Raw genomic sequence first — 13,544 nt, forward strand, 5'->3', positions numbered from 1 at the left:
TGCAAATTTATCCAAATATTGTAGATATGTTAGCTGGAAATGTAGTAAGTTGCTGGAGTTTTGTAGTAAGTGCACCTTGGTTTGTAGTAATAGGAGCCTAGGTCAGTTGGTTCTCCTAGTTTTATCCAAAGTTTGTAGATATGTTAGCTGGAAATGTAGTAAGTTGCATCAACTTTGTAGTAAGTACATCTAGGTATGTAGTAAGAGGAGTCTAAGTGAGTTGGTTCTCCTAGTTTTATCTAAAAATTGTAGATATGTTAGCTGGAAATGTAGTAAGTAGCATCAACTTTGTAGTAAGTGCACCTTGGTTTGTAGTAATAGGAGCCTAGGTCAGTTGGTTCTCCTAGTTTTATCCAAAGTTTGTAGATATGTTAGCTGGAAATGTAGTAAGTTGCATCAACTTTGTAGTAAGTGCGCCTAAGTTTGTAGTAAGAGTAGCCGAAGAGAGTCAACCCTCCTAGTTTTATCCAAATTTTGTAGATATGTTAGCTGGAAATGTAGTAAGTCGCATCAACTTTGTAGTAAGTGCGCCTAGGTTTGTAGTAAGAGTAGCCGAAGAGAGTCAACTCTCCTGGTTTTATCCAAATTTTGTAGTAAGTGCACCTAAGTTTGTAGTAAGAGGAGTCTTGGCGAGTTGGTTCTCCTAGTTTTAACCAAATATTGTAGATATGTTTGCTTGAAATGTAGTAAGTCGCATCAATTTTGTAGTAAGTGCATCTAGGTTTGTAGTAAGAGTAGCCGAAGAGAGTTAACCCTCCTAGTTTTATCAAAATTTTGTAGATAAGTTAGCTGGAAATGTAGTAAGTTGCATCAACTTTGTAGTAAGTGCACCTAAGTTTTTAGTAAGAGTACCGAGGAAAGTCAACCCTCCTAGTTTTATCCAAATATTGTATATAAGTAAGCTGGAAATGTAGTAAGTCGTATCAATTTTGTAGTAAGTACACCTAAGTTTGTAGTAAGAGCGGCCGAAGAAAGTCAACCCTCCTAGTTTTATCCAAATTTTGTAGATATGTTAGCTGGAAATGTAGTAAGTCGCATCAACTTTGTAGTAAGTGCGCCTAAGTTTGTAGTAAGAGTAGCCGAAGAGAGTCAACTCTCCTGGTTTTATCCAAATTTTGTAGTAAGTGCACCTAAGTTTGTAGTAAGAGTAGCCGAAGAGAGTCAACTCTCCTAGTTTTATCCAAATTTTGTAGATAAGATGGTTGGAAATGTAGTAAGTCCCAAAAAATTTGTAGAAAGCAGCAATAATTTCATATTTAGAGAAAACATTCATACTATCGACAAATTTTTATAAAAATCAGATAGGAATTAGCAAATAAACGTAGAAATACGTTTAAAGGAAAAGGAGGAATTAAATTGTTCGATAAAAATTTTACTATCCCCGAATTATTACTGAGAGCTGAGGCACTTGAGGGGAGGTTGCCGAAGACGCACGAAAAATTATCCGAAGTAAAATTAAAAATCAGGATACTTAGATCAGGCTATAATGGAGAAAAAACGGTACACTATCATCTGTCGCAAATACCCCAACATCGATACCACATCTTACATGATATTCGGCTCCCTATAGGAGATACCTTCTTCCAAATGGACTATATCCTCTTATCACCCAAATCTATTCTCTTACTTGATGCAAAAAACCATTCAGGAAAATTGTATCTCGACCAAAATCAGATGATACAAGAATATAATGAATCCAGAGAGATTTATGAAAATCCTTTATCACAAATCCAGCGTCATAAAGTTCTTTTAAGATATTGGTTTGAGAAATTTCAAATTCCGCCATTACCGATTGAATACCAGGTAGTAATATGTAAATCATCGACTGAGGTAATTTTTAGTCCTGACTATAAGGAGGCGCAGGAGAAACTATGTAAAGCGAATAATCTTTTATGGAAAATTGAAAACTATGAGGAAAAATTAAATAAACAAAGAATCAATCTTCAAACTTTTGAAAAACTTAGAGTCCTACTTTTACAAGAACACACCACTTTAAAAAGTGATATCCTACAAATGTTCCAGATAAACAAATCGGAAATAATATCGGGTGTTCGCTGTCCAAATTGTTCGTCTATACCTATGAGCTATAAGAGAAACTCTTGGTTTTGTTCAGAATGTAACTTCCTCTCACGAAATGTCCATTTAAATGCCATAAATGATTATTTACTTATAATAAATTCCTCAATAACCAGTCAAGAATTACGTAATTTTCTGCACATTCCTTCTTCGAGGGCAGCAACCTATCTCTTATCACTTTTAAAATTCCCTTATACAGGTACAAATAGAGGTCGTATTTACACTCCATCGTATATCATTCCTTAAACTTCCAATTATCTTTTCCCTTCTATGTACAAACAATAAGTTAAATAAAAAAATAGGGGGGAACATGGATGAAGAAATTATTATGCATCCTTAGTTTGCTACTGTTACTTGTGCCGCAGATTACATATGGTGCAGTACCAAATCAGCCCATTCATTGGGGTTTCAAAAGATCCGTCAATGAAGTACCGCCAGAAGCTGGTTCCAAGCTTGATACTCTGATTGGAAAATACGATGCCTTTTATAAAGGTGATGCAAATTCAAAAGTCTTATACCTTACCTTTGATAATGGCTATGAACAGGGTTACACCCCTAAAGTTCTTGATGTATTAAAAAAGGAGAAAGTCCCAGCGACATTTTTTGTGACAGGTCATTACTTACAATCTCAACCTGAATTAACGAAACGAATGGTAGCAGAGGGACATATTGTCGGGAACCACTCATGGCATCACCCCGATATGACACAAATCAGTGACGAAAAAATCCGTGAAGAACTGCGAACGGTCAAGGAAAAAACGAAAGAGTTAACAGGGCAAAAAGAAATGAAGTATTTGCGACCGCCAAGAGGTGTTTTTAGCGAGAGAACAATGCAAATTGCAAAAGAAGAAGGATACATCCATGTTTTCTGGTCGCTTGCCTATGTAGACTGGAATGTTAATCAGCAAAAGGGAGCACAATATGCCTACGATAGTATCATGAAGCAAATTCACCCAGGCTCGGTGATGCTTTTGCATACAGTCTCTAAGGATAATGCGGACGCTCTGGAAAAAGTCATTCAAGATTTGAAAAAGAAGGGCTACAAATTTAAAAGCTTAGACGAATTTCCAAAGAAAAAATAATCACAACTAAAAGCCGATTTCAGCCGAATTCGGTTTTTTCCTGTTAATCATGCTATAATACGGTGAAATTAACTAAGGATAAAAGTTGCCGTCTGCTTATTTTAGAAGAGGCATCGAATAAATTTGGAGTGAAAAGATGAAAACAGATCAAGCAAATAAAATTGAACTAAAACAAACATTCCCGCTAACCATTAAAAGACTCGGCATTAATGGAGAAGGCGTAGGATATTTTAAGAGGCAGGTTGTCTTTGTTCCTGGAGCATTACCAGGGGAAGAAGTAGTGGTTGAGGCTACAAATGTAACCCCTAAATTCGCTGAAGCAAAAATTAAAAAAATCCGCATCAAATCGCCACACCGCGTCCAAGCACCGTGCCCAGTATATGAGCAATGCGGTGGCTGCCAGCTGCAGCACTTAAAGTATGAACAGCAATTGGTTGAAAAACGCGATATTGTTATCCAATCACTTGAACGTCATACAAAGCTGGTAATCGACAAAATGGATATCCGTGAAACCATTGGCATGGAAGACCCATGGGGATACCGGAATAAGAGCAGCTTTCAACTAGCGGGAAAAGACGGAAAGGTTTTGGCTGGGTTATATGGTTTAAACTCACACGAACTCATCGATATTGAGCATTGTGCTGTCCAGCATTCGCAAACCAACGAAGCGGTTAACACGGTTAAAAAGATTCTCGAAGAGCTTAAAATTACGATATATAATGAAAAATCACGCAAAGGAATCGTGAGGACCATTGTTACTCGAGTTGGTGTACAAACCGGCGAGCTCCAGGTGGTGCTTATTACCAATCAAGCAGAATTGCCAAAAAAGGATCACATTATTCAAGAAATCCAAAAACGACTTCCCAACGTGACATCAATCGTTCAGAACATTAATGAGCAAAAAACGTCGCTTATTTTTGGTGAGGAAACAGTGTCATTAGCTGGTGAAGATTTTATCCAAGAAACTTTGGGAGACCTTCAATTTGAACTATCAGCAAGGACTTTCTTCCAGCTGAATCCTGTACAAACCATCAAGCTTTATAATGAAGTAAGAACTGCTGCGGCTCTGACTGGTGAGGAAAAAATTGTTGATGCTTATTGTGGTGTGGGCACGATTGGGCTATGGCTCGCAGACCAAGCGGCTGAGGTCCGTGGAATGGATGTCATTCCAGAAGCAATTGAGGATGCAAAGAAAAACGCTAAGCGTCATGGAATCACTAATACCAAATATGTACCTGGAAAAGCGGAAGAAGTTCTTCCTAAATGGGTGAAAAAGGGTTGGAAGCCAGACGTTATCATCGTGGATCCGCCTAGAACAGGACTCGATAATCAATTAATCCAAACGATACTACAAGCTGCACCAGAAAAGCTTCTATATATATCTTGCAACCCATCAACATTGGCAAAGGACATTCAAATGTTAAGTGCCAAATACGAAGTAAAGTATATCCAACCGTTGGACATGTTCCCACAAACGAGTCACGTGGAGACAGTTACACTGCTGGAGTTAAAATAAGACTTGAAACCCTTGGAAATGTCGCCTATTGACGGCATTTTCGAGGGTTTTTTTTTATTTTTGAAATGAAATATTAGTGAAATTTTCAGTCTTTAATTAACCGTTCACTAGACTAGACAACATAGATAGTAAGGGAGAGATTAAGATGTTAAACGAATTATTTCAATACCAATAGACAACATTATGAGTACGGGAAAGATTAAGATGTTAAACGAATTATTTCAATACTAATAGACAACATAAAGAGTAAGGGAGGGATTAAGATGTTAAACGAATTATTTCAATAACTAATAGACAACATAGATAGTAAGGGAGAGATTAAGTTGTTAAACGAATTGTTTCAAAACTAATGGACTACATAGAGAGTAAAGGAGATATTAAGATGATAAAACGAACTATTTCAATTTTTTTGACGGCAATGATCTTCATGTCTATGTTAGGAATTCCTGCTAATGCGACGAACGGTGGAACCGAAGGGGCCAAACCCTGGATGAACACCAAGCTCTCCGCTGAGGAGCGCACCAAGCTGCTTCTCGATAAGATGACGATGGAACAGAAGATCCAGCAAATCGCCATCTCGCGCTTCAATGAGAACGACAAAGGTGAGACGGTCGTCATCAAAAGGGGCGGTAGTAGCAAGTACCAGAGCGGTGTATTCCCGCCCCAGGGTACCCTACCCGGGTGTGAGTGGCAGGACACCGGCCGGCAGATCCGTGGAATCGAGGAACTGGGTATCCCCACAGTCCGCATGACCAACGGTGGTACGGGTGTGAAGGGCGGATCGTGTGGCAATGACCCGGTGGCGACGGGTCTGCCGTCCACCCTGGCTATGGCCGCGACCTTCAACCGTGGGCTGAACTATGAGGCCGGTCGAATCCTCGGCCAGGAGACACGTGCCTTCGCGCATCATGTGATGCTCGGACCGGGCATGAACCTCGTGCGCCACCCGTACGGTGGCCGGAACTATGAGTACTTCAGTGAGGACCCGTACCTGACGGGTATCCTTGCGACCGAGCAGGTCAAGGGCATCCAAAAACAGGGGGTCCAAGCCCAACTCAAGCATCTAGCTGGTAACGAGCAGGAAACCGAGCGGTGGACGATGGGTGTCCAGGTTCCCTCAAAGGCCATGAATGAGCTGTACATGCTGCCATTTGAGATGACCGCTAAGGATGCTGACCCAGCCTCCGTGATGTGCTCGTTCCCGGATGTCAACGGCACCTATGCCTGTGACAGCCCTGAACTGCTCCAAGATGCCCTGCGGAAAAACTGGGGCTTCGACGGTTACGTGATGAGTGACCGTCGCGCAATTCACAACACGGTCGCTGCCATCAAGGCGGGCACGAATGTCGAGCTCGACTGGGCACCACAGTACTACACTCAAGAGAAGATCAAAAAGGCCCTCGACTCAGGTCAGGTGACCGAGAACGACATTGACAATCTACTTCGTCCGCGGTATATCAAGATGATTGAGTACGGCCACATGGATAAGCCTTTCAACAAGTTCCTACCTGAGATCGTCGATCCGATGGTCAACGGGGCTAGCGCTCGGAAGATGGCCGAGGAAGGGTCCGTGCTATTGAAGAACGATAACCGCTTCCTGCCACTGGACGGCAAGCCGAAGTCAATCGCGCTGATCGGCGTCAAGTGGTTCGCCGGTATTGCAAAGATGTCCCCGCGCTCCATTCGGGTAAACAACGAGAACGTCGTGACCCCTTACACGGTCACCCCGCTGCAGGGCCTGGAGAACGTCATCAAGGAGCTGGGCTACGACACCAAAGTGACGTACAACGATGGCCGTGACCCGGAGGCTGCTGCTAAGATTGCCGCTGAGTCTGACGTCGTGCTGCTCATGGTCGGCGACACCCCGGGTGAGACCATAGACCGCGAAACTCTCGGCTTCCCGGCCATTCCCCTCGACAAGAACGCGGACCGAGTGGAGCAGGAGCCAATGATCGACGCGGTTCTGAAAGCCAACGCAAAGAAGACGGTTGTGGTCCTGAAAACTTCCGGTACGGTGCTCATGCCGTGGCTGAATAAGGTCCCTGCAGTCCTTGAAGCATGGTATCCGGGCATGGAGGATGGCAATGCCGTCGCCAATCTGCTGTACGGAAAGGTCAATCCGTCCGGCAAGTTGCCTGTGACGTTCGGTGCCACTGAGCGTGAGGCCGCTTTCGCGACCAAGAAGCAATACCCTGGAACCCGTCAAGACACTGGTAAGCCAGGAGGCCCTGGCCCGTATGGTGACGGTTCCGACCAGTTAATTGCCCAGTACACAGAGGGTCTTAAGATGGGCTACCGCTGGTACGAGGCCAACAAAGTGAAGCCTGTCTTCCCATTTGGTTACGGCCTGTCGTACACGACCTTTAAGTATAATGACCTAAAGGTGAAGAGGGTCCGTGATAAACGAACGTTGTCTGGTATTGACGTGTCCTTCACCATCACAAACACTGGTGGCGTTGCCGGCAAAGAAGCGGCACAGGTCTATTTGACACTGCCGAACGTAGCGGGACAGCCGACAAAGCGACTCGTCAACTTCGAGAAGGTTGATCTTAAGCCCGGTGAGAGCAAGCGAGTGAATCTGCGGATTAATCATGCCGATTCCAATCACCCGTTCTCTTATTTCATTCCGAAAGACCCGGACAACCTGGCGAACTGGGCTGACGGCGAGTGGGCTACCGCTGACGGAAAGTACCGTGTCCATGTGGGTGGTTCTTCAGCAGACACTCCGTTAGTAAAGGACATTCCGTTAAACTTCAAACTCAAAAGGTAAATCACATCGATAGGCCTTTGGCCATGGGATGACGTCGGCGACCCGGTAGGGGGTCGTCAGGCATCCTGAAGATAGTGAGCCTGCGGGATTCGGTGAATTAAGCCGAGGCCCGCAGGCTCATTGCTTTTCTCAACGCTTTCAGGGGCTTACGAATGGGATGAAAAGAGTTATGGAAGGACGTGGAGAAGTATTATGAAGGAATCCATTCGGAACAGCCGGCGAGGTCCGGTTTATTTGTGGTGGGTGACGCTTGGCTTGATGGTTCTCTTGACCGCATGTACCGTCCGGGAATCCAAAGGGCCGGTTGGGAGCGATAACGCCGTGGGACCCGCCCCGTCCGGGAGCAGCGACTGGCAGGTTCCCGGCTTGATGGACCGGTCCGGCGCGCCGATCGAGGTGCCGACGCCGGGTCCGGCCACGGGCAGGACCCTGGACGTCACGCACTTCGGGGCAGATCCTGATCCGGACTCACTCGACGACGCAGCAGCCATCAGGAAGGCACTGGACGCGGCAAAACCAGGTGACGAGGTCATGCTGCCAGCCGGCACGTATGACCTGCGCTCCACTGACCCAACCGACGAGTCTGCGAACATCGTGTTGCGCAGTGGCGTGGATCTGCGAGGGGAGGGTCAGGAACGCACCGTGCTGCTGACCTCCTTCAACAGCGAGGATGATAGTCGAGTAATCCGCGGCTCAGGCGTCCACGATGTTATTGTCGCTGACTTTACCATTACCTCCCATTATGAGGGTCCACTCGGTGACGATCCCGACGACGGCGACGCGGGTGGCGGCCCGATGTACGGGATCTACCTCGGAGCCCATGAAGGGCAGGCCAGCTCCCAGGTTCTGGTGGAGAATCTGGGCATCCGCAGGTTTGAGCGCCATGGGATCTCCGTAAAAGCCAGCCGTGAAGTGACCCTCTCTGGAAACTACGTCAGTGAGGCAACTGCCGTCGGCCCCGGCGGACAGGGCTACGGCATCGCCATTGAGGGCTCAGCGGATCAGCACGACCCGGATGCCGCCAACGATTCCCGGCATAACGTTGTCATCGGCAATACCTTCGATGGCCGGCATCTGCGGCACGCCATTCTGCTGCAGTTCCCCACGCACAACAATCTCGTGGCAGAGAACACTATCGTCGGCAGCCACCTCGACGCTATTGACATGCACGGCGAGGGTGAATACCTGAACGAGATTCGGGATAACACGGTCATCGGTGGGCAACGGGCAGGCATCGCGCTGGGCAATTCCGGAGGGTCCAAGAACAAGCACGACGCCTCAGGACCTGGAAACTGGGTGCACTCCAACGACTTGATTGGAAACCGTCAGGGAGTACTCGTTATCCTGGGAACTCCTGACACCCTCATCGAGGGCAACAGGATCACCGCCAGGGAGGATTCGAAGGGCGGCATCGAGGTCCGAAATGCTCCGGGCACGGTGTTGCACGGTAACCACATCACTGGAGGGACTGACGGGTTCTGGGCCATCCGGCTCAGTGAGGACCGCGGTGCTGACGGACGGGGCACAGGAATCCCCTCAGGTATCAGAATCGAGGGCAACGTCATTCGACAGGCCGCCAACGGCATCAGGATCGATGCTGGGGAGAACCTTTGCATAGTCGAAAACGTTATCGACGGCATCGACGGAGCCGAGCTGAGGGTAGTCGACGGGATCGAGGTGAGCCGGTCGGCCCAGCATTGTCCCTAATTGACAAAATGTTTAACAGCGATGGCATCTCCTTGGCATGAATGAATACATGAAATTAAAAATAATCGATGATAATTACTTAGTATTAATTGAGTTAAAAAGTGTAAATCGTGGAAAAACTCCTGTAATGAAAGCAATAATACGAATTTCACCTTGGCTGTTACAGGTAAACTTCTCAACAAGTGAATGTAAAACGTGAGAAGTTAGATCTATAAGCGAAAGAAATTCCTTAAGCTTATTTCCCATTCAGTCAGCATGTAGCAGAAAATAAAATAAGCCGTATATTCAATTTAAAAAATTGTGATATACGGCTATTTGCCATGCGTATGTGGGTACGGTATCTTTTTATAATTCGGGCTTACTATTGATCCACGGTTTTTTAATTATTGAATGTTTTTTAAGTCAGTAATGATTTCATCAATGGGGAGGTTCACTCCGTCATAGCCTGTAACTATAGTTCCTTCTTGATTTACTAAAAAGAATTTTGTACCATGTGTCACTTGATTGGTTCCTTCTGGTTTTTCTGCTAATGTTTTTACGGATTTAGCAATTCTCTTGATATCTTCTGCCGAATAGCCTGTTAGTAAATCCCAATTTGATAAATTCCCTTTATAGCTTAAAGCATACTCTTTTAACACTTCAGGTGTATCAATCAAGGGATCCACACTAAAGGAAACTAACTGGACATCAAGGCCTTGTGCGGCTAATTGATTTTGCAGTTTGACCATATTTGCCGTCATCGGTAAACAAACTGTCTCACAGTTGGTGAAAATCATGTTCATGATCCAAACTTTCCCTTGATAATCTTCTTCGGTGATATTAATATTGTCTTGGTTCAACGCTTCAAAGGAAGCAATCGGCCACTCATAGTCAGGAGCAAAAGTGGAAGTTTCCTTTTCTTCTATTGGTTCTTCTAAAGCTGCCGCGCCATTCGAGCACGCGCTAACTAAAAACAAACTAGCAACCAACAGTGAAAAAAAAGAATATTTTATCATATTAAGACTCCTCCATTGTAAGTATATGAAAAGTATAATTCATATTGAGTTGTGAAGAAGTGGAGGATATCACTAAACAGGCTGCTGACCAAATCAATGTTTCATTTGAAAAATGCTATCGCAAATAGGCCTCAATGATTTGAGGAACAGGTGAAAACGTGTTTCACTGGGATAAACAAACTAACAATACTAGCCATATTGATTCGAATAGGAAGCGCAATAAGGCAATCTATTTTTCGCATGGGAAAGGTATTTCTTTTTTTCATATTCAACAATATAATATGTTTTATCAAATAATAAATTGGAGATTACATCATGATACCAAACTTCATTCTAAATGCATTAGTTGTGTTTCTTTTAATATGGATTGTATTTTTATTGAAAGAAAAGCACAAGAACCCAGAAAATAACCAAGTGATAGGAAGAACAGAAAATAATGTAATTAGTGATAGACAAAAGTATAGCTCAGTTTTAGAAGGTCCGAAAAATAGCCACGTTGTAGACAGACCAGAAAACAAGATACTAATAGATAATATTCTCAATAATGATACAGAAGGCGTTAAGAGAAGTTTTGAAAGCTATCGAGCAGCTCCTCATTCGAAATCTCAATTTGGTGAGTCTGCATTAGAATTAGCAATCCAAAAGGATAATAAATATATAGTGGCTTATTTAATTAAGTATGGAGCCATACCAAATGCACTAGAAAGGGAAGTAGCCTTTAAAATTGGGAATAATGAGATAATTGAAATGCTAGAGACAGGTAACCATTTAAGATTAATTAGAGAGTATGAGTTTTTTAAGAAAACTAAATGAGTGTTTATCAAGCACGCCAATTTTAGGGTGCTTTTTATTTTGCAAGGAGGAAGGTGTTAATAATAATCATTTGGTTGAATAGCCATTTTCAGCATCGTCACTTAAACAAGTTGACCAGGATGAATCGATTCATTTCCTACGTCCTTATCTCTTTAAAATAAAAATTTATAGAAATAGTCATTAGTCCTTCATTTATTATCTATAAAAAGTTATTGTTTTTATATAAAAAGCTATATAATCTATTAATATAGAATGCAATTTGGAAAGGAATTTTTTAATGAACATTATTCTTCAACAGTACATTCCAGTGGCGGAGGTGATAGCCAAAACTTTTGGACACGATTGTGAAGTTGTCTTGCATGATTTAACCGTTCCACAAAGCTCAGTGGTTTATACGATCAACAACCATGTAACCGGCAGGCAAGTAGGACAAAGTTTTGATCATCTAGTTACTGAAGTATTGCTTTCTCATAACTTTACGAATGATTTTTCAGCAAATTATTATTTTCATTCAGACGATGGAAGATTAATAAAATCTTCTACCTTGTTAATTAGAGATCAGGAAAAAAAGGTATTAGGGGCACTCTGTATCAATATTGATACGACTAGAATTACTGAAAATATCAACTGGTTAACTAGTTTAATTCCCGATCACCCAACACATCTTCCCAATTCCATTTATAAACAGGAAGATACGAATACAATGGAGCATATACAGGAGATTGCCAATGAATTAATTGAAAGAATTATTGGTAATAAACCGGTAGAAAAACTGAGACGAGATGAAAAAGTCGAGATGATTCGATTTATGGAGCAAAAGGGGATTTTCCTCATCCGTGGCACAATTGAGACAGTAGCTGAAAAATTGAACATTTCCAAAGTGACCGTATACAGTTATATTGATGAAATTAAAGGTAAAAACAACAAGGGATAGGAAACAAGTTTCGATTATTTTTTTTACACTTCGCATATAATTTTTTATATGAAATATAAAATATATTCTAAAGAGGAGGCATTGTTATGAAATTCATATCAATTAATGGTGCAAAACCAAACCCTGGTCATTATTCTGCCGCAACACAAAAAGGTAACTTACTTTTCATTTCGGGACAGCTTCCAGTTGATCCTTTTACAGGTGTGGGAATCAGTGGAGATATAACTGCTGAAACAAAACAAGTATTGGCGAATGTAGACCGTATTTTAGAAGCGGCAGGTGCAAAAAAAAAGGATATCATGAAGGTCACCATTTATATTTCAGATATTTCCTTATGGGATACCGTCAATTCATTATATAAACAGTATTTTGGTGATCATAAGCCAGCCCGTGCAGTCGTTCCTACGAATCAACTACATTATGGATATTCAATTGAAATTGAGGCAATTGCATATATTGACGAAGAAAAGGAAGATTGATAATGAACTATATTTGCTATGACTGTAGCTCAAGATATTCATTGGAGAGTAATAAATGGAAATGTGATTGCGGAGGACTGCTGAACCTTGAGTACGAAAAAAAGCCCGTTGATTTTACTAAAACCTCCTTGTCAAGAGATCATTCTCTCTGGAAATATATCGATGCACTCCCATTCGAAAAGGAAGATGTCTGGCAGGAGATTACCTTAGGGGAAGGCGATACTCCACTTATCAAAATATCTGAGAATGTCTTTGCAAAAGCTGAATATTATATGCCGACTCTATCATTTAAAGACCGAGGAGCGGTACTACTCATTGCGATAGCGAAAAAACTTGGAGTTGAAAGAGTTATAGCAGACAGTAGCGGGAATGCTGGTACAGCCATTGCTGCCTATGGAGCAAGGGCAGGAATCCAATGTGATATTTTCGTTCCTGATTCTACCTCAAGTAAGAAAATTAAACAAATTGAAGCACATGGCGCGATCATTCATAAGGTTCCTGGAACGAGAGAGGATACAGCAAGGGCGGCAATTGCCATGGTAGAAAACACTCAATCCTTTTATGCAAGCCATATTTATAACCCTATCTTTTGGGAAGGCACGAAAACATATGTTTATGAGGTTTTTGAACAGATGAATGGAAAAATGCCTGATGTATTCATTATTCCAGTCGGAAATGGAACATTGTTAATGGGAGCCTATATTGCCTTTCAAGAGTTAATGGAAAATGGACAGATCATTAAGATGCCTAAAATTCTTGCTGTACAGGCTGAAAACTGTGCACCTATTGTGAAATCCTTTACGGAAGGAAAATATACGGTGGAGCCTGTGGAGGGTTCCGGGACCTTGGCGGAAGGTATTGCCATTGCAGCACCGGCAAGAGGAACAGAAATCCTAGAAGCTATTCGGGCAACTGGCGGTGATATAATCGGCGTAACGGAGAAAAGTATTGTATTAGCGAGAAAAGAGCTTGCATTAAAGGGAATATATGTTGAAATCACATCAGCTGCTAATTACGCCGCATATTTACAATATGTAGAGAAATACCCAGAATTGAACAACCAACAAGTAGTATTTCCTCTATGTGGAGCTGGTCTAAAGAGTAACTAGGATATTAATAAAAGTGCAGGAAATCAAATAACAAGAATAGATGCTTGGTTATTTTAATTATTG

General features: G+C 42.7%; 10 protein-coding genes. 9 read left to right on the top strand and 1 reads right to left on the bottom strand.

Features of this window, described 5'->3' with window-relative positions; genetic code table 11:
• The first annotated feature begins 1,356 nt into the window (after positions 1–1,356).
• The 5 genes from NSS81_RS17110 (at position 1,357) to NSS81_RS17130 (ending at position 9,151) form a co-directional block, all read left to right on the top strand.
• Positions 1,357–2,322 carry a nuclease-related domain-containing protein gene (locus tag NSS81_RS17110; RefSeq protein ID WP_342429879.1) on the top strand — a complete coding sequence of 322 codons (966 nt, stop codon included), beginning with the start codon at positions 1,357–1,359 and terminating at the stop codon, positions 2,320–2,322.
• A 68-nt stretch (positions 2,323–2,390) separates the two neighbouring features.
• The gene (gene pdaA / locus NSS81_RS17115; RefSeq protein WP_342429880.1) at positions 2,391–3,158 is read left to right on the top strand and encodes a delta-lactam-biosynthetic de-N-acetylase; all 768 of its coding nucleotides are present in this window, start codon (positions 2,391–2,393) and stop codon (positions 3,156–3,158) included.
• A gap of 136 nt (positions 3,159–3,294) precedes the next feature.
• Positions 3,295–4,674: a 23S rRNA (uracil(1939)-C(5))-methyltransferase RlmD gene (gene rlmD, locus NSS81_RS17120; protein WP_342429881.1), complete on the top strand. Its 1,380-nt coding sequence runs from the start codon at positions 3,295–3,297 to the stop codon at positions 4,672–4,674.
• Between the two features lie 382 nt (positions 4,675–5,056).
• Entirely contained in the window at positions 5,057–7,444 is a 2,388-nt protein-coding gene (locus tag NSS81_RS17125; RefSeq protein ID WP_342429882.1) for a glycoside hydrolase family 3 C-terminal domain-containing protein, read from the top strand.
• A 192-nt stretch (positions 7,445–7,636) separates the two neighbouring features.
• Complete coding sequence (locus tag NSS81_RS17130; RefSeq protein WP_342429883.1) at positions 7,637–9,151, top strand: right-handed parallel beta-helix repeat-containing protein; 1,515 nt, start codon at positions 7,637–7,639, stop codon at positions 9,149–9,151.
• 383 nt (positions 9,152–9,534) lie between these two features.
• Here NSS81_RS17130 and NSS81_RS17135 read toward each other — a convergent pair whose 3' ends face one another.
• The gene (locus tag NSS81_RS17135; protein ID WP_342429884.1) at positions 9,535–10,146 is read right to left on the bottom strand and encodes an SCO family protein; all 612 of its coding nucleotides are present in this window, start codon (positions 10,144–10,146) and stop codon (positions 9,535–9,537) included.
• A gap of 315 nt (positions 10,147–10,461) precedes the next feature.
• Between NSS81_RS17135 and NSS81_RS17140 the strand changes: the two genes are divergently transcribed.
• From NSS81_RS17140 to NSS81_RS17155, 4 genes are all read left to right on the top strand, one after another.
• Entirely contained in the window at positions 10,462–10,959 is a 498-nt protein-coding gene (locus NSS81_RS17140) for a hypothetical protein (RefSeq protein WP_342429885.1), read from the top strand.
• A 277-nt stretch (positions 10,960–11,236) separates the two neighbouring features.
• Positions 11,237–11,893, top strand: a complete 657-nt coding sequence (locus tag NSS81_RS17145; RefSeq protein WP_342429886.1) for a PAS domain-containing protein — start codon at positions 11,237–11,239, stop codon at positions 11,891–11,893.
• 86 nt (positions 11,894–11,979) lie between these two features.
• Positions 11,980–12,372, top strand: a complete 393-nt coding sequence (locus NSS81_RS17150; RefSeq protein WP_342429887.1) for a RidA family protein — start codon at positions 11,980–11,982, stop codon at positions 12,370–12,372.
• A 2-nt stretch (positions 12,373–12,374) separates the two neighbouring features.
• The gene (locus tag NSS81_RS17155) at positions 12,375–13,481 is read left to right on the top strand and encodes a threonine synthase (RefSeq protein WP_342429888.1); all 1,107 of its coding nucleotides are present in this window, start codon (positions 12,375–12,377) and stop codon (positions 13,479–13,481) included.
• The last annotated feature ends 63 nt before the right edge of the window (positions 13,482–13,544 follow it).

The organism is Neobacillus sp. FSL H8-0543 (assembly GCF_038592905.1).
Taxonomy (GTDB): domain Bacteria; phylum Bacillota; class Bacilli; order Bacillales; family Cytobacillaceae; genus Neobacillus.